Source organism: Chryseobacterium sp. JV558 (assembly GCF_033712365.1).
Classification (GTDB): domain Bacteria; phylum Bacteroidota; class Bacteroidia; order Flavobacteriales; family Weeksellaceae; genus Chryseobacterium.
The window spans coordinates 1-20,554 of record NZ_WJHU01000014.1 but is presented as its reverse complement, the minus strand read 5'-3'; the positions used below and the strand labels follow the sequence as shown (position 1 = coordinate 20,554).

Genomic DNA, 20,554 nt, shown 5'->3' with positions numbered 1-20,554 from the left:
CCGTGATGTAGATAGTATAGGTGTTTATGATAACTTCTTCGATTTAGGTGGTCATAGCCTAAAAGCAACTGCAATTTTAGCAAAAGCAAGAACTGCTTTTAAAGTTAATCTGAATATTTCTGAACTTTATAACCTGCCAACGATTGAAGGAATGGCTAAAGAAATCAACAGAAAACAATGGTTGAACAGTGAAGTTTCAAAAGATGATATTAATATAGAAATCGAATTGTAGTCAGCTTAATTTTTTTTTTTTAAATAGCTCAAAAAATCATATCTTTGGGAATAATAGTTCCTAGTGGTTGATAAATTATAGTAATTTAACAATGTGGGCGTAGTATTTTTTTAACACCCCATACAATAAGGACGTAGAAACGCAGGCAGGGCTATAATTTAAGAATACAATTTGATTAAAGCTAAGACATTTTATGTTTAACGCTGTAATTTTGGAATAAAATAAGAATCCCAAAAGGCACTTAATCAGTAGAATACTTGAAATTTCCCATAGTTTCTGTTTTGGCGCTTCAAAAAAAATTAATGGTAAAAATATTTTTTGCCTATCATTTATCATTTAATAGCACATATGGATAAAAATAGTAAAACAAATTCTGATTTTCAGGAGGATTCTAATTGGAATCAAACTCAGATTGCGTGCTCTCAAGATTATTTAAGTTATAAAAAGGAAGATTTTGAAACATGGCTTACTTTATATAACATGCAAAATGACATCATTTATGAAAATTCTTGTGTAGAATACCAGTCTGGACTCAATTTTCTAAGAAGTGATTTAAACAAGATTGTTGATATTAAAAAACTGAGTATCAAGCTTAAAGATATTTGTGGCTGGAGTTTATTAGGAGTTGCAGGTTTGCTTTCTAATGATTTGTTTTTCAAATTATTAAATGAAAAAGTATTTCCCATAACTGTTCATGTACGATTGCCCGAGGAAATAGAGTTCAGTAGGCTTCCGGATATATTTCACGATGTTTTCGGGCATGTGCCTTTACTTACAAACAAAAGTTTTAGTGACTTTATTCAGCGATATGGTGAAATTTCAATAAAATACTTAGATAATGAAGAGGCACTGACATATCTGGGGAGGCTGTACTGGTTTACTCTGGAGACTGGGCTTATAAAAACCGAAAACGGATTTAAACCTTATGGAGGTGCAATCCTATCATCATATTCAGAAATATTTAACCTGAAAAGCCAACAAGTCCGGATTCATTCTTTTGATATTGGCAAGGTTATGAGAACAGATTATGAAAACCTTAAACTGCAAAAAGAATATTTTGTGATAGATTCATTTGAACAATTATTTAATTGTATCTCTGAAATAGAAAATGAATTGACCCAACTACTGATTAAAAAGCCATATAAGAATGAAAGAAATAATTGATGAGTTAATAGAATTAAAAATTACAATCAAGTCCCAAGGCGAGCAATTGAAAATAGAAGGGCCAAAGGAAAAACTGACTCCGGATATTGTCAATAAAATTCGTCTCAACAAACAATTATTACTGGATTATCTGAATATGGCCAAATCTAAGGAATATCTTATCAAAGATATTCCCGTAGTCGCATCTGATTTGGATGAAGGTTATGTACTCTCTTCAAGCCAAAAAAGAGTGTGGCTTTTAAGCAAGCTACACGAGGTGAAGGGTACTTTCTATAACCTTTCTACCATTTTTAGTTTCAAAGGTGATTTGAAAAGGGAAGCGTTACAAGATTCTTTAAACATGTTGATAAAAAAACATGAGATATTAAGGACTATTTTCATAAAAAACAGTAAGGGAGAAATAAGGCAGAATATATTGCCTTTTAAGGAGACATTGTATCAGATAAATTTCTATGATTTTACAGAGGAACAGAACAAAGAAGAAAAGATAAAGCAGTTTTTACATGAAAGTGTAGATGTTACATTTGATTTGACCAAAGCACCACTTCTTCAGGTAAAATTATTAAAAACAGGAAGTGATGATTATATCCTGTCTTTTGTAATGCATCACATTATCAGTGATGGCTGGTCACAGGATATTATCATAAGAGAAATTTTACAACACTATAGCGATTATACTTTAGGAAAACCTTCAAAAAACAGTCCGTTGCGAATCCAGTATAAAGATTATGCACAATGGCAATATTCTCTTAAGGAAAACAATGGCTTGAATGAAAGTAAAGAGTATTGGCTGAATCAATTGTCAGGAGAACTACCTGTTTTAAACCTTCCTTTCGATTTTCAACATCCACCCTTAAGAACCGGAAAAGGCGGTAAAGTGACTTCACGCTTTGATAAAGAGCAATCTTTAAAGATAAAAACCATTACGAAAGAATTGGGTGCAACGCTATTTGTTGGGTTACTTTCGCTCGTTAAAATGCTGTTTTTCAGATATGATAACCAAAAGGACCTGATCATCGGGATTCCGGTTGCTGGACGAGAGCACCATGACCTTGAAGATCAGATCGGGTTATATGTTAATTTATTAGCCATACGGACAAAAATCACAGGAAAAGAAAGTTTCAAAGATTTACTATGTATGGTAAAAAATAAGACATTGGAGTCTTATCAAAATCAAGTTTATCCTTTTGATGAGCTGATCGATATTTTAAAGCCTCAAAGGAATATAAGCAAAAATCCTTTGTTTGATATCACAGTGGCCCTTAAAAACAAAAGCGAACTAGATTCAAATGATTTTCTGGATAATTTATCAGTAAAGGAAAACAAAGACATTGACGTTGTAATCAGTAGATACGATCTTTCTTTCAGTTTTGCAGAAGAAGGCGATGAAATACTCATCGTCATTGAATATAATGCAGATGTTTTCAATAGAGAAACGATAGAGCGCTTTTTAATTCATATGAAAGAATTGCTTCACTCAGCATTGTCCGATCCAGATAAAGAATTTGTCAAACTGGATTTTTTAAGCAACGTAGAGCGTAAAAACATTTTAGAATTTTTTAATGAAACTACAGTTGACTTTCCAGATCAAAATACTTTAACAGTTCTGGATGATGTTGTAAATAAATTTCCGGATCACATTGCTGTTCGCGATGAAACTCAGGAAATGACCTATCAGGAACTCGATGCGGCAAGTGAAGCTATAGCGAGATATTTTATAGAAATACTTCAATTGAAACAAGAGGATAAGGTAGGAGTTTTTATGGATAAGTCTGTGGAAGCCATTGTGCTGATTATAGGTATACTCAAAGCAAATCTGGTGTACGTACCGCTCAACCCGAATGATGCCACCGAACGGATCAATTATATTATTGAAGATTCTGCTGTAAAATTGATGTGTACAGATCAAAAGAACCATGAAAGATTCTCAAAGATCACTAAAAGCGGCAATGATATCCATACGGTAACAATTGATATTGAAATGATATCGAAACTGCCGCCATCAAATAAATTTCCAAGACCCGAAATAACAGCTTTGGCCTACATCATTTACACTTCAGGCTCAACCGGTCATCCGAAAGGTGTCATGGTTGGACATGAGGGGTTGGTGAATATTTCTTTTGATCACAGAGACAGATTACCAATCCGTGTTGAAGACAATGTTTTGCAGTTTATCCCTTTCTCTTTTGATGGCTCTGTGCTTGATATTTTTATGACCTTGCTCTCTGGGGCGACATTAGTATTGCCAAATGATAAAGTGTTGGGAGATAAAGATTTGTTCGCAAGATTCATGTTAGATAAAAACGTTACGATAGCGTCATTTACACCTTCATTTCTGAGATTTTTATCAAAAGATGAATTGCCAGGTGTAAAGATAATTGTGTCGGCTGGAGAAACCATCGATTTTGAAACAGTTAAGTACTATCACGATAAAGGAAAGATCTTTTACAATGCATACGGACCTACAGAAGCGACAGTTAATACCACGCTTTATCAGATCGCAGATGCCGATTTACTAAGCAATGGTCTTATCCCTATCGGAAAGCCTTCTGCAAATAAGAAAATAGCAATATTAGATGAAAATATGCAACTCTTGCCTCAGGGAGTGCAGGGCGAAATCTGTATCTGGGGAAATGGGCTTGCCAAAGGATATCTGAATAACCCAGAACTTACTTCTGAAAAATTTACCACTAATCCTTTTGAAGACAATGGTAAAATTTATAAAACTGGAGATTTAGGTATCTGGTTGCCTGATGGAACAATTGTATATAAAGGAAGAAAAGACAGCCAAATAAAAATAAGAGGTTATCGTGTAGAATTGGGGGAAATCGAAAGCACGCTCGATAGTTATGAAGTTATTGAAAAATCCGTCGTCTTGGATCGGATGAACAAAAATGGAGAGAAAGAGCTCGTTGCTTATTATATTCCCAATGAAGAGGCCGGATATACGATAGGAAAAATCATAGATTTCAAAAAAGAAAAAAGAGCTGATGAAATTAATTTATTTGAACTTCCAAACGGCTTTACGCTTTTTGCAAACACCGAATCGGAACTGAAAATCATATACCATGAAGTTGTAGAAGACAATGCGTATTTGAAAAACGGGATTCACGTCCCTGATGGTGGTTGTGTTCTTGATGTTGGGGCAAATATTGGTTTGTTTTCAATTCATATAAATTCGATTGCTAAAGATCTTGATATTTATGCTTTTGAGCCACTGCCGGCAACTTTTAAGCACCTCAAGCAAAATGCATCACTCTACAAAGGGAATATCAAAGTATTTAATTTCGGTCTTTCCGATAAGGAAGAAATGGCTAAGTTCTTATATTATCCACATATAACAGCAATGTCAAGCCGTTATATTGATAAAGATTTAGGCAAACAGACCGTAAAAGATTTTGTATTAAGCGCCACAGAATTCAATAAAGAAGAAATTAATGAGCTTACGTTAAATGCGCTTATCGAAGAACGTTTGGTCTTTGAGGAATTAGAATGCCAGTTAAAGACAATTTCCCAAGTCATTAAAGACAATAAAATAAGCAAAATAGATTTATTAAAAATAGACGTCGAGCAAGCCGAATTGGATGTTATTAACGGAATTAATGACACAGACTGGGCAATCATTCAGCAAGTTATTATCGAAGTCCATGATGTCGAAGGAAGGCTGAATATCATTGTAGGCAGGCTGAAGGCATTTGGATTTGATATAGTAACCGAGCAATGTTCCTATCTCTCAAGTACCAATATGTATAATATATTTGCTCGGAAACCTAAAGCGGTAAATGCTTTTTCCCAGGAAAATACCCTTTTAGACCGTGGCCATTTATATGGTCTAAATGCTTTTCAGAATCATTTGAAAGGACACCTCGCAGAACGTTTGCCGTTTTACATGATCCCAATGTACTTTAAGGAAATAAAAGAGTTTCCGTTGATAAACGGAAAAATTGACAGGAAAAAGCTAGCTGAAAACGATTCGGTATTAGAAATGGAAACAGTATACTTTCCACCATCGACTGAACTGGACCGCGACCTCATTAAAATATGGAAATATATACTGAATTTAGAAGAGGCAAGAATTAGTATGAGAGACAATTTCTTTAACATTGGAGGAAACAGCCTTAGCGCGATGAGGGTTGTGAGTAAAATCCATGAGCAACAGGGAATAGAAATAGATTTGTCAGAGTTCTTTAAAAACCCGACCATCGAGTTCCTTTCAAACTTAATTGAAAAAGAAAAGAAAATAACGGATAAAAAAACAATCTAAAATTATGAATTCATCAAATATGGTACCCGAACATTCACAAATCCTGGTTATTGGAGGAGGACCGGCGGGCTCATCAGTTGCAACGCTTTTATCAAAGCATGGTTTTAATGTTACCTTATTGGAGAAAGAAATTTTTCCCAGATACCATATTGGAGAATCGCTGTTGCCTTCCGCATTAAAGATATTTGATTTGCTTGGCGTTCGCGAAAAGGTAGAAAATTATGGATTTGTAAAGAAAGAAGGTGCCTATGTAAAATGGGGGAAAGATAACTGGACTGTTGATTTTAATGCACTTGGCGAAAATAAAACATACAGTTTCCAGGTAAGGCGTGCAGAATTTGACCACTTGCTTCTTGATCATTCGAGCAGTGTTGGTGTAAATGTGGTTCAGGGAATTATTGTGGAAAAAGTAAAATTTACCAATGAACGTGCTACGTCATTGATATGGCAAAACTCTAAAGATAGCAGTAAAAAAGGGGAAATTAGCTTTGATTACCTAATTGATGCCTCCGGCAGAAGTGGGATTATTGCAACCAAACACAATAAGGACAGGAAAATACATGAAGATTTTCAAAATGTTGCTGCCTGGGGCTATTGGGAAAATGTAGATGTTCCTGACAATTTCCCAAAAGGTGCTATCGCCACAACCGCCACTTCTAAAGGATGGTTTTGGTCTATTCCTGTTAAAGAAAGAACAATGAGTATTGGCATTGTGCTCCACAAGGATGAGTTTAAGAGAAATAGTCTGGAATTAAAGGAATTTTACATGAAAAGAATCAAAGAGGATTCTTTTACAGGCGAAATTACTAAAAACGGGACTTTTTGCGGTGAGGTAAAAGTAGAGCAGGATTATTCATATTCGGCAAAGGATTTTTGCGGGCCAGGCTACTTTATTTGTGGCGACGCGGCTTGTTTCATTGATCCATTGCTATCAAGTGGCGTGCATTTAGGAATGTTCAGCGCTTTGATGTGTGCTGCATCGTTAACCAGTATCCTTAAAGGAGAAGCAACAGAGGCTGAAGGTATGAGTTACTATCAGAAATGCTATAAAAAAGCCTATCTAAGAATGATGGTATTTGTATCTAGTTTCTACAATCAATATGAAGGAATGGAATCACAGTTCTGGAAAGCAAAAAAAATGATTAATTCAAATATAGACCAGCACGATATCAAATATGCGTTTACGAGCCTCATCGCTGGATTAGAAGATTTAAACGATGTTGAGTCTAAAGTTGATAATGTTGTCTATCAGGAAATGCTGAAAAAAGTGAAACAAAAAACCGAAAACGCGAAAATATTTGCAAATACGCAGGAAAATAAAGAATCAGATACTGTTGTCTCTGATCCTGACGGAGGTTTTTTTGCACAAAAAATAGAAGGCTACTTCGCTTTCGACAAAGAGGAAGCTATCGAAGGGTTTTACATTTCGACAGAGGGTGGAGTTCAATTGTCACGGGTTTAAAACGATGAGAATAGATTTTTAATTGAAATATTTTATGACAGAATCAAAAAACGATTTAGTTTACCTTAAATCAAATATCGTATCAGAAGCGCTTTTTAATCAGTGGTATGCAAATTCCCATCTGCTGTCTCCCTTATCAAGCGGATTGAATATAAAAGAAAGACATGTGAAAATCATGGAATCTTATATTGAAGATCCAAAGCTTCATATGTCTGCAGTTAAAAATCCTGCCTTAAGGGGCGGGCCATTTGTTAATTTTAAGAATGAACAGGTTACTGAAGTTAAAGTACTGCTGGAAAAAACATTCAGTGACAATAAAGACCTGATTGAACTGGCAGATGCTTTCTTCGAACTTAACGAAATGCTTGAGAAAAAGGCAAAAGGTGGCTCGCTGATCGAACTGTACAGAGATATCCCTGAAAAACTAAAAGGATATGTAGAGTTAGTATATGATTTAAACAACCGCGCATCGTTCAGGGTTTACGAATTGCTTTTATATAAAAAGTACTACAAAGAGTCCAATCAGAGTATTTTACTCCAATTAATTGATTCTGATGATTCCAGGCCATTTGTTCTGAGCACGCCAAGGCTGAACAGACCTGATAAAATTAAGCTTGATATTCCATTTAAAAGCCAAATTTTGGATGAATTATTTAGAATGATCCGCATACCTGATTCCTACAGTAGAATCAAAACTCTTCTGCAAATTTCAGAAAGCGATGATGAATTATTCAGGTCGTTTTTTAGCGAGACACCTCCGGAAAAATATCATGAGTATGATGAATCGGGAATCCGGGTAAGATATTTTGGACATGCCTCGATCCTATTAGAAACTAAAGAGCTTAATATTTTGGTTGACCCGGTGATAAGCTATGAATATGATACCAATATCAGCAGGTATACTTATAATGATTTACCGCAAGAAATTGATTATTTGCTTATTACGCACAATCATCAAGACCATGTAAATATTGAAACGCTCATTCAGTTACGCCACAAAGTGAAAAAGGTAATTGTTCCCAGATGTGGATTAGGTAACGTACAGGATCCGAGCCTTAAAATTATGCTGAATGCCATTGGATTCGATAATGTTGCTGAATTGTCTGAACTCGAAACGATAGAATTGGATAAATGTGCAATCACCGGATTGCCGTTCTACGGAGAACATGCCGATTTAGACATCCAAAGCAAAATATGTTTCCATGTTAGGTTTGAAAATGATCTGAAAGTAGTTCTTGCCTCGGATTCCTGTAACATTCAGCCTGAAACGTATGATATCGTTCATGATATCATTGGCGATATCGACATTCTTTTTCTGGGAATGGAATGTGATGGTGCACCACTTTCTTGGGTATATGGATCTTTTATGCCAAAGACACTTGAAAAAGAAAAAGATCAATCTAGGCGTTTGGCTGGCAGTGATTATGAACAAGCGTTCAAGATGGTCAAAAGCTTCAATCCGACAGAAATTTTTGTATATGCAATGGGTATGGAGCCTTGGTTGGAATATATCAGCTCAGTAAAATATACAGATGAATCTAGACCAATCAAAGAATCGAATAGGCTTATAGAGAAGTGTAGGGAAATTGGTTTAAATGCCGAAAGATTGTATGGAGAAAAGATGTTAAAATATGACAAAAACGATACTAGCGAAGTATTTATTTAATAAATAAATCATTCATCATGCTAAGGTGTCCGAACCTTGGCATTTTGATATAAAATAAAAAAATAGCAAAAGAGGGTAACAAACAACAATTATATTATGAGTGAAACTAATGACCAGGTCTACTTAAAACCCAATTTCATTGCTGAGCCACTATACGACAGATGGTATGCTTGGACACATCTGATATCACCAGTAACTGCAGCTTTAAACATAAAGGAAAGGCATCTGAAAATCATGGATTCTTTCATTAAAAATGCAAAAGTCCATGAAATTGCTGTGGCAACACCAGCTATGCGAGGCGGGCCTTTTATAGATTATCCTAAAGAAAGAACTGGTGATATTCTCGAATTAAAGGAAAAAACGCTGGCTGCACAAAGTCAATCACTTGCACTTGCTGATGCAATTATCGAATTGAATGCATTATTAATCCAAAAAGGAAAAGGGTTTTCTTTAGAAAGCCTCTATGCTGAAGTTCCAGAATTGTTAAAAGGATATGTCGAACTGGTTTATGATATAAACAATAGGGCCTCCTTTCGATTTTTTGAAAAACTATTATATCATTCAGTTTTTTTTAATAAATCATCACAAAGCATGGCCTTCCAGCTGGTGAATTCTGATGATTCAAGGTCTTTTGTTTTGAGTACGCCAAGACTTGATGACGCACACATTCTGCACCTCAATATCGCTTTTGACGACATGGTTCTAGACCATTTGTACAAAATGGAAAATGAGCCCAACAGCTATAACGAAATCAAGCAATTATTGAAAATAAACGAAGACCAGGAACCGCTATTTAAAGATTTCTTTACATCCGAAGCACCAAAAAAATACGAGCGATACACCGGTGAAGGGATCCGGACCAGATATTTTGGGCATGCATGCATTTTGATCGAGTCTAAAGATGTAACCGTTTTAGTAGATCCGGTGATCAGTTACGAATATGATACTGATTTGCCGAGATATACCTATACCGATCTGCCCGATACCATAGATTTTGTCCTGATTACACACAATCACCAGGATCATGTGATCTATGAAACCCTTTTAAGACTGAGGCATAAAATAAAAAATATTATAGTTCCGAGTTCTAGCATGGGTGATTTACAAGATCCGTCATTGAAATTCAACCTGGAGAGCGTTGGCTTTAAGAGCGTCTTTCAACTGAATGATATGGATAGTATCGTGATCGAAGGTTGTAAGATACAAGCATTGCCTTTTCTAGGAGAACATGGCGATTTAGATGTGCGGAGTAAACTCTGCTATCATGTTACTTTGAAAGACAGTCTGAAGATCCTTTTTGTTGCTGACTCCTGCAACATAGAACCTAAAATCTACGAACATGTAGAGGCAATAGTTGGAAGTGCCGATGTATTATTTCTGGGTATGGAATGTGATGGGGCACCAATGTCATGGTTATATGGTCCGTTATTACCTGAAAGACTGGAAAAGGAGAAAGACCAGTCAAGAAGATTGGCAGGGAGCAACTGCGAAAGAGGAATGGATCTCGTGAAACGATTCAAGCCAAAAGATGTATTTGTTTATGCCATGGGAATGGAACCCTGGCTCGAATACATCAGCTCTATAAAATATACCGATGAATCCAAACCGATCATCGAATCATCGAAACTGATAGAAGAATGTAAAAATTTAAGTATCAATGCCGAAAGATTGTATGGAGAAAAAACTCTGCATTATTAATTGTACGGACTAATTTCTTTTCTAAAGTTACAAAATTAGAAACTATCAGTTAAAATTGAATCGACCCGATCAAAATTTTTAAAGCCATTAAACAACCAGCATTAGTAAATCAATATGAAAATAAGAGATTACGTAAGAAACCTGAAAGAACAGCACATTTATCTGAAGCTAAATGAAGACAATATAGAAGTCGAATCTTTAGATGAGAAAATCTCAGATGAAACCCTTCAATATATAGCAAGCAGAAAAAGTGAGATCGTTGATTACCTCAGGTTGTTGTTTATTGAGAAAAATGATTTTCTGCAAATTGAAAATGTTGGTGAAAGGGCTTATTATCCGCTGTCTTACGGACAAAAAAGATTATGGACACTATCGCAGTTGTCTGAGGGAAATAAAGCATACAATGCTCAGGACATCTATGAGCTCAACGGCGAGCTGGATATTGCCGCTTTCAAAGAGTCATTCAGGTGGTTGATCGAAAGGCATGAAGTATTGCGGACTGTTTTCAGAGGAAGCGAATCGGGTGAAGTATTTCAATACATTCTGAAAGGAGAAGATTACTTTTTTGATATACAGGTTAAAGATTTTACAAGTGCATCTAATCCTGAATCTGAACTCGAAAAATATGCAAAGGATAATAATGAGAAAATATTTAATCTTGAGTATGGTCCGCTAATAGAAGGAGCATTAATAAAAAGAGCAAACAATCAGTATGTGTTTATATACCTGATGCACCATATCATATGTGATGGCTGGTCAAGAACCATTATAATGAGGGATCTTATACATAAGTATAACTCATTGGTCACCAGTGATGAATATGATTTTCCAAACCTCAGAATCCAATATAAAGACTACTCCGTATGGCAGGAAAATAAATTTAAAGAAGAGAAATTTGACGATTATAAAAGCTATTGGCTAAATCAGTTGGAAGGGAACCTCTCTTCATTTACCGTACAGGGTGACAAATTGCGTCCGAAGATTAAAACCTACAATGGAGGCCTCATTACAAGGAGAATCAACAAAGATTATACAAAGAAGCTCAAGAAACTGGTCAATAATGAGGGCGTAACCCTATACATGGGGCTTTTGTCAATAACAAAGACATTGCTTTATCATTATACAAATCAAACCGATATTATCATCGGATGCCCGGTTGCAGGAAGAGAGCATATTGACTTGGAAAGCCAGATCGGTTTTTATGTAAATACATTACCTATCCGAACACGTTTTGCAGGCAAAGATACTTTCAGGCAACTTTTAAAGAACATTGCAAGAGTTACTACTGAAGCCTATGATTATCAATCTTATCCATTTGATAAAATCGTTGATGATTTAAAGATCCCAATAGATATTAGCGGCCATCCACTGTTTAATATCATGATCGCCTTACAAAATAATGATTTGGTAAGTTTCAACAACCAGGTTGAATTGTCAAACGGGCTAGAGGTGAAGATGCAGAACAGTGCTAAAAATCTAACCAGTAAATTTGATTTATTATTTGATTTTGTTGAAATTGGGGGAGAAATCCATTCTACTCTTCAATACAATAGTGATATCTACCACAATTCTACGGTTGAGCGTATGATGGATCATTTTATCCAGGTGGCGGCCTCAACAATCGACAATCCAGATATTGCTGTTGACTTGCTCGATCTTGTTACTGGGAGTGAGCGCGATAAGCTGTTACATCAATTCAATAATACAATCAGAATCTACCCAAAAGACCAGTCGATTATTTCCTTGTTTGAAGAAACTGTATTGAATAATGCGCAAAATATAGCCATCTCTTTCGAAAATGATCATATTACTTATGAAGGTCTTAACGAAAGGGCAAATAGGCTGGCTCATTTATTCCGGTCTGAATTTAAAATTCAGAAAGGTGACACTATTGGCATTCTCAAAAGTAGAAGTGCGGAGTATATCATAACGGTACTGGCTATATTAAAAGCAGGAGCTGCATATGTGCCGTTGGAAGGCGAAGCGCCAAATGACCGTTTAAGACTGATCATCGAAAATAGTAAACTTGGGTTTCTGATCAGTGAAGATAGTTATCTTGAAAAAATAGCTCAATTTACATCGATCGACAATTTAAAAATATTGGTTGTCAATGATTCAGCACTATGTAGTTCAGATGTTTATGAATTCAAACATGCAAATGAAAGCCATCCAAAAAGATATGACCTATCTGTACAACCAGTTGAAAATCTAGGAATTGATATGCAGTCAAATGACGTAGCTTATATCATTCACACCTCAGGAACAACTGGTGTACCTAAAGGTGTGGTAATTCAGCATCAAAGTGTCATTAAACTAGTGAAAGAGACAAACTATATTTCAATAAAACCTGCTGATGCATTACTTAGTTTCTCTAATTTTTCTTTTGACGGCTCAATATTTGATATTTTCGGATCCTTGCTCAATGGCGCGAAACTTGTCATTCCTATACAGCAATCCTTGTCTGATTTAATAGAGATCGATGGCATCATCAAAAAGGAAAAAGTAACCGTTTTCTTTGTAACGACAGCATTATTCAATGAAATGGTAGAACACAACCTGCCTGGAATTTACAGCGTAAACTGTATATTGTTTGGTGGTGAAAAGGTTTCCGTTAGACATGTTGATAAATTTAAGAAAATATATCCGAAAGTGCGGTTGCTGCACGTATACGGACCAACCGAAAATACTACTTTTTCTACTTTTTATGAGATTGATAAGTTGACCGAAAATCAATCTACGATTCCAATCGGAAAAGCAATATCGAATACCCGCTGTTATGTGCTCAATGGGCAAGGAAAACTTCGCCCGGTTGGCGTACCTGGGGAACTTTGCCTGGCCGGTGATGGATTAAGCATTGGTTATTTAAACGATCTAGATTTGACGGCTGCAAAATTTATAGCAAATCCTCTGGTTGCAAATGAAAAAATTTATAAGACAGGAGATCTTGTAAGATGGACACCACAGGGCGACATTGAATTCATTGGCCGTAACGACAGCCAGGTAAAAATTAGAGGATTTCGTATTGAAATATCTGAAATTGAAAAAACAATCTTAAACTATAAATCTATATCGGAAGTACTTGTATTGGCGCAGCCGAACCCTTTACTGGAAGATGATATCGAGTTATATGCTTATGTAATTGGAGAAGAAAAGCTGGATATACAAAAGCTTAAAAGTGATCTCGGCAATCATCTGCCTTCTTATATGATCCCGGCTCATTTTGTGCAGATAGATAAAATGCCACTTAATAAAAATGGTAAAGTAGACAAAAAAAAACTAGTAGACTTTTATGAGTCACTTGATTATGTAGAAAAAGATGAAGATAAACTGACCACTGAAAATGAGTTCAAACTAGCCAAAATATGGAAAGAAATCCTCGGCTTGGAAAAAGTAGGTCGCAACGACAACTTTTTTGAAAATGGAGGGCACAGCTTAAAAGCGACGAAACTCGTAAACCACGTATACAAAGAATTCGACATAAAGTTAGATTTAAGGGATTTGTTTACCAGTACATTGCTCAAAGAGCAGGTCAGTCTCATTGAAGAGGCGATGGCATCAACTTATATCGGCATCAAGCCGATCCAGAAAGCAGAATATTACAGTTTGTCTGCCTCACAACGAAGATTGTGGATCTTAAGCCAGTTTGAAGGAGGAAATAAAGCATATAATATCTGTGGGAAATATGAATTTGAAGGCGCATTGGATATTGATGCGTTAAAAAGAGCATATCAAAGCCTGGTAGAAAGACATGAAGTCCTAAGAACGGTCTTCAGGCAAAACGATCTGGGTGAAGTAAAGCAATGGGTATTTCAAACAAAAGATGTAAAGGATAACTTTAAATATTTAGACTTTTCTCAGGTGGCTGATGCCGATGAACAAATAAAATTATTGGTTCAGGCTGAATCTGAATACGAATTTGATCTTGAAAACGGGCCGCTCATCAATGCAACTGTGATCCAGTATGCCCCGGCAAATTTTATCTTCGTATTTGTAATACATCATGTTATTGCTGATGGCTGGTCGATTCCAATCATCATCAAAGAGCTTTCGCAATTTTACAATGCTTATAGAAATGGCCAAAAACCGGCAGTTGAACCGCTCCGGATTCATTATAAGGATTTTGTGTATTGGCAGATGGAGCAAATGAACAAAGAAAGTTATTCTGAGGCCAGAGACTACTGGATCAGACAGTTTTCGGGCGATATACCGCTGCTCGAAATGACACTCGATACAGAAAGGGGGGTGATGAAATCTTTTAAAGGAGGCGGCATCAGTTTTACGATTTCGAAGCAAATCACAGAAAAGCTAAAAGCTCTTTTTGCAAATGAGGATGCTACATTGTTCATGGGGCTTTTGGGGCTCGTTACAGTCTTATTAAACAAGTATACCAATAAGGAAGATATTATTTATGGAACTCCTATTGCAGGAAGAGAACATGTTGACCTCGAAGAACAAGTGGGCTTTTATGTGAATACGTTGCCTTTAAGAGTACAATTTGAAAAAGACAAATCGTTCCGATCGTTGTTAAGCAAGATTAAGCAGATCACACTTGATGCTTACAAATATCAGGTGTATCCATTTGACGAATTGATAAAGAACCTTGACATCACAAGGCAAAACAACAGACAGCCGCTGTTCGACATTATGGTTACGCTGCACAATATAGAAACCGATCAGGTAGATTACTGGCAGGAATCTTTTACCAACTTAAAAGTATCTCCTTATCTAGAAGCGGAACACACGGTAAGCAAATTCGATCTTAATTTCGATTTCAGAGAAACGGCATCCGAAACCTTTTGTATGCTTGAATATGATAGTGACCTCTTTACCAAAGAAACCATTACTGGGTTTATAAAACATTTTAACCAAATTATTGAGCAGGTTATAATACAGCCGGATGTGCCAGTAAACGCGTTGAATTGTCTTGCTGAAAATGAAACAACCCAGTTGTTGATCGATTTTAACGATACTGATGTATGGATCGATCCGGATAAAACCATTGTGGATTTATTTGAAGAGCAAGTACAAAAAACGCCTTATGCAACAGCGCTCGTATGCGGCGAAAAAAAATATACCTATACCGATTTAAACAAAAAAATAAATCAGTTGGCTCGCTATCTTGAAACTTTTTCATTAGATAAAAATACAACTGTTTTTGTTCATATTGACAGATCAGAATGGTCGGCAATTTGTATGATTGCCGTTCTAAAGGCAGGCGCCATATACGTACCTGTTGACAAAGCGTGGCCAATTCACAGAATTGATTACATCCTTAAAAAGTCTGATCGGATAGTGATTATTGCAGATGATCCTAAATTGTCAAGCTATTCAGAAATAATCATCAGAATTGACCAGGAATTGCCTTTAAGCAAGTTTGAAAATCATGATCTTAAGAAAAAAATAACACATGATTCTGCATCATACATTATTTATACCTCAGGATCTACAGGAAACCCCAAAGGTGTAAGGCAAACTCATTTAACGTTGTATAATTTAATGAGCTGGGAAATCATGCGATCAGGACTGCTGCACCACAAAAAATTCCTACAGTTCAATTCGTATGCTTTCGACGCTTCCTTGAACGATGTATTTTTTGCGTTGTCAACTGGCGGTGAGCTTCATATTATAAAGCAAGATATTATTGACAATCTGGTTCTGTTAAAAGACTACTTAATTGACTGTAAAATTGAAATACTGAGCTTGCCATATGCGGTGTTGAACACGCTATTTAATGAAATTGATATTGATTTTGGAGACCATTCGCTACAAAATATTATTTCTACCGGTGAGCAAATGTATGTTACCGGAAAATTGAGGGAATTCCTGATACAAAATCCACAGATTGTGCTTTTTAACTTCTATGGGCCTAGCGAAACGCATGTAGTAACTGCAATATCCTATAGTTTTAACAAAGGGCCTGTACCTTTAAAATCAACAATAGGAAAGCCTATAGATAATAGTAAAATATACATTTTAAATGATGACGGGCAATTGGTTCCGGTAGGAGTTGAGGGCGAATTGTATATTGGAGGCAGCAATTTGGCGCTGGGTTACGATTCGGAATTAAAACTCACTTCCGAAGTTTTCCTGGAGAATACATTAGAAGAAAATACATTGTTTTATAAAACAGGAGATAGGGCCAAGTGGTTGCCAAATGGAGAAATTGAATACCTCGGGCGAAAAGACCACCAGGTTAAAATAAACGGCTTCCGGATCGAGCTTGAAGAAATCGAACTTGCTTTAAATGGCCATCCCGGTATACATAAAGCAGTTGTCCTGGAGCAAAAAGATGTAGCAGGGATGAATGCACTTTCAGCATATTTAGTGGCAGAAGAAGGCATTACTATAGAAAATATCAGAACATTCCTTAAATTATCATTGCCGGAATATATGATTCCCAACACTTTTGTTGTTATCGATAAGATGCCATTGACTCCAACAGGCAAAATTGACAAAAGGGAACTTTTGTTAAACAAAGGGATCAAAATGACCAATGACATTGTCTATGTGGCAGCCCGTAATGATATCGAGGAAAATTTAGTCAAAATGTGGAGCAATATCCTGGATGTGAAAAATATAGGGGTTAGAGACAATTTCTTTTCTCTTGGCGGGCATAGCCTGAAAGCGACCATTGTGTTGACAAGGATTTATGCTGTTTATGGCATTAAACTTTCTGTTGAAACATTTTTCCAGTTTCCTACCATTGAGCATTTGTCAGACCATATTAGCGATCAGGTGGAGGCTAAGAAACAGAAAAGCGAAGAAAATAAAAATACCGATGTGGAAAGCTTTTTAATATAATAGATAAAGCAAATCCGATTTTTGAACCTTGTGTGAACACCCAGTAAAAGCAAAAGAGTATATCTTTGTGAATAGAGGATAGGCCGAATAAGGCTTTCCAAACTATTTATTCTTAATAAAAAAACATAATGAAGCTTGTTGAAGAAATAATTAGAGATATCATAAATAGTTTAAATGAGATTGATGCTAAAATTTCTATTTTAGATGGTAATTTAAAAATTGATGCAAAAGTTGGAACCGTAAGCAATGATTTAATAGTTCTTATTAAAGAAAATAAGGAAGATTTGATAACATACCTGAAAGAAGGCAAACTCAAGGATTCTTTCTTGATTCCAAAATCGCCGCCAAGCGAAGATTATCCGCTTTCACCGGGCCAACAGCAAATATGGACTGCCATGAAATTTGGAGGAATCGGTGCATACAACCTACCGATTCTTTTGAATATTGAAGGGGAAATTGATGTCTCAGTCCTAAAAAGAGCGATCGATGCACTGCTTAGGCAACATGAAGTTCTGAGATCGGTCTTTTTTGAGCAAAAAAATGGAGAAGCACGGCAGGCGATAAAGGAAAATTGGAATGAAGATGTTTTTATGTTTACTGATTTTTCTGTAGAAGCTAATGCAGAAAAATCATACCAATTAATCATAAAAAATGCCGTAACCGAAAATTTTGACTTTGCCCAAAATCTCCTAATCCGGTTTAAATTATTAAAGATCTCAGAGAACAAATACATTTTTATTTGCATAATGCACCACATCATTAGTGATGGATGGTCTATGAATGTTATTGTAAATGATATCTTTGAATTGTATTATAAAATTTCTTCAAATCAATATACAGCAACCCCGAAACACCGTATTCAATATAAGGATTATGCGGTCTGGCAAAGATCTAGGATAGAAAATGGGGAAACGAAAATTGAAAAAGATTACTGGCTGAAAAAGTTAGAGGGTAGCCAAGACCCAATAACGATACAACCCGACAAGAAAAGGCCCCAAATAAAAAAATACGAAGGAGAAATCATCAGTAAAGCGCTTGATCGTAATGCTGTTTCGGCATTAAAAGAACTGGTTGGTACCGAACAAGCTACGTTATTTATGGGATTTTTAACCCTTGCAAAAGTTCTATTATTCAAATATACAGCCGAAACAGACATTGTTATCGGTTGTCCAATATCTGGAAGGAATTACCTTGAACTGGAAAATCAAATAGGCTTTTATGTTAATACCGTCCCTTACAGAACACAATTTAACGCTGAGGATAGCTATAAAAGTTTATTGAAGAAAGTCAAAAAGACAACGTTTGAAGCTTTTCAATATGAGCAATTTCCACATGAGGAAATTGCAAGCGGTTTAAACTATCAGGGCTATAAATATGGCAATCCTTTTTTTAATGTCTTATTGGCATTGCAAAACCAGAACAATGTTTTAAACTATGGTTTTGAAAAAAATGATTCAAACAATATAAAAATTTCTCCTTTTGATGATGAAAGTGATCTGGGCCTGACTTCTAGTAAGTTTGACCTGATTTTTAACTTTGAAGAGGCAGATCATGAAAATATGTTGTCCATTGAATTTGATAGTGAAATCTATGAACGAAAAACAGTAGAGCGTTTGGCAGATCATATGTCTATCTTATTGGCTTGCGTCGTTACTGATCCTGAGATTCCAATCAAGGATTTGTTATTGTTGTCAGCAGTGGAAGAACAGGAGTTAAAAGATTACAATATAACACAAAGTGTATATCCGCAAGAGGAGAGTATTATCAGTCTGTTTGAAAAACAGGTTAAATCCACACCGAATCATATTGCTTTGATTTTCGAAGACAATCAACTGACCTATAAAGAACTTGACGATAAATCCAACCAGCTTTCCCGATACCTGCTCTCGCGATATTCGTTGGGGAAAGGTGTTCTTTGCGGGATCAGGATGGATCGCTCTTTGGAGATGATAGTGTCAATATTGGCTATTCTTAAAACCGGGAGCGGTTATGTTCCTATCGATGTGGATTATCCGCAGGATCGCATTGATTATATTGTTGAAGACAGTGGCTGCATTTTAGTTATCGATTCAGCTTTATATGCTGATTTTACAAGCAGCCAGGAAGCCTATGACAACAATAGTTTAGAATTATCAATGTCAGACACCGACTTGGCATATGTAATTTATACTTCAGGTACCACAGGTCATCCAAAAGGGGTTATGGTTGAGCATAAAGGGGTTATCCGGTTAATATCAGAGACAAACTATCTACCGTCACAAAAGTCGGATGTGCTTTTAAGTTTATCAACATTTTCTTTCGACGGATCTGTTTTTGATATTTTCTATGCTTTATTGAATGGATTGCAACTTGTCGTTCCTACAAAAGAAGAAATGTTCGATTTCAAAGTCTTATCTGATATTATCGAAAAGCACAATGTAACTGCCTTTTTTATCACAACTGCTTTCTTCAATTCTTTTGTAGATTCTGAACTCTTTAAGATTTCAAAGGTCCAGTATATTCTTTTCGGAGGTGAGAAAGTCTCTTTGCAGCATGTAAGGAAAGCAATTGAAAAATGGCCTTCCGTTCAGTTGGTTCATGTTTATGGGCCTACAGAAAACACTACATTTTCTACATTTTATAATGTTGGAACGGTGAATGAAGATTTATATACTATTCCAATTGGACGGCCTATATCAAATAGTGAAGTGTTTATATTGGATGATGACCGAAACCTTTTACCTCACGGCATTGCCGGTGAGATCTGTGTTAGCGGTTTCGGCTTGGCCCAGGGCTACCTGAGCCGTCCAGAACTTACATCCGATAAATTTGTGCCCCATCCTTTCAAAGAAGGAGAACGTTTATACAGGACAGGTGATTTGGGCAGGTGGAACTATCAGGGTTATGTAGAGTTCATGGGCAGGAATGATGACCAGGTAAAGATCCGTGGTTACCGTATCGAGCTTGGAGAGATCGCACAGGTTATGAGCCAGCATCCCCTGATTACCAACTGTTTGGTTCATGCCAGTGAAGGCTCATCTGAGAACAAAGAACTGATTTTGTATTATGTGAGTGAATCTTCGTTAAGCATTCGTGATCTACGATCTTATTTATCAGAACGTCTACCTTCGTATATGATCCCGGGATATTATATGCAACTGGCTGAACTTCCATTGACCTCAAACGGAAAGGTAGACAGAAAAGCACTACCCATGCCAGAAGATATGGGCATCGATACAGGTGTGGAATATGTATCTCCACAAACTTCTACAGAGAAGATTCTGGTTA

8 protein-coding genes are annotated in these 20,554 nt (G+C 36.2%); all 8 read left to right on the top strand.

What is annotated here, in order from left to right:
• On the top strand, window positions 1–232 hold a 232-nt coding region (locus GFU89_RS23055; protein WP_318849361.1), incomplete at its 5' end, for a phosphopantetheine-binding protein.
• A gap of 348 nt (window positions 233–580) precedes the next feature.
• On the top strand, window positions 581–1,396 hold the full coding sequence (locus GFU89_RS23050) for a hypothetical protein (RefSeq protein ID WP_318849360.1): 816 nt from the start codon (window positions 581–583) through the stop codon (window positions 1,394–1,396).
• Window positions 1,380–5,660: an amino acid adenylation domain-containing protein gene (locus GFU89_RS23045; RefSeq protein WP_318849359.1), complete on the top strand. Its 4,281-nt coding sequence runs from the start codon at window positions 1,380–1,382 to the stop codon at window positions 5,658–5,660. Before GFU89_RS23050 ends, GFU89_RS23045 begins: the two co-directional genes overlap by 17 nt.
• 19 nt (window positions 5,661–5,679) lie before the next feature.
• Entirely contained in the window at window positions 5,680–7,122 is a 1,443-nt protein-coding gene (locus GFU89_RS23040; RefSeq protein WP_318849358.1) for an NAD(P)/FAD-dependent oxidoreductase, read from the top strand.
• Window positions 7,123–7,156: 34 nt separating this feature from the next.
• Window positions 7,157–8,788 carry an MBL fold metallo-hydrolase gene (locus GFU89_RS23035; RefSeq protein WP_318849357.1) on the top strand — a complete coding sequence of 544 codons (1,632 nt, stop codon included), beginning with the start codon at window positions 7,157–7,159 and terminating at the stop codon, window positions 8,786–8,788.
• A 96-nt stretch (window positions 8,789–8,884) separates the two neighbouring features.
• The gene (locus GFU89_RS23030) at window positions 8,885–10,486 is read left to right on the top strand and encodes an MBL fold metallo-hydrolase (RefSeq protein ID WP_318849356.1); all 1,602 of its coding nucleotides are present in this window, start codon (window positions 8,885–8,887) and stop codon (window positions 10,484–10,486) included.
• A gap of 114 nt (window positions 10,487–10,600) precedes the next feature.
• On the top strand, window positions 10,601–17,287 hold the full coding sequence (locus tag GFU89_RS23025; RefSeq protein WP_318849355.1) for a non-ribosomal peptide synthetase: 6,687 nt from the start codon (window positions 10,601–10,603) through the stop codon (window positions 17,285–17,287).
• A 128-nt stretch (window positions 17,288–17,415) separates the two neighbouring features.
• Window positions 17,416–20,554, top strand: a 3,139-nt coding sequence (locus GFU89_RS23020; RefSeq protein ID WP_318849354.1) for an amino acid adenylation domain-containing protein, incomplete at its 3' end; no start/stop codon positions are given.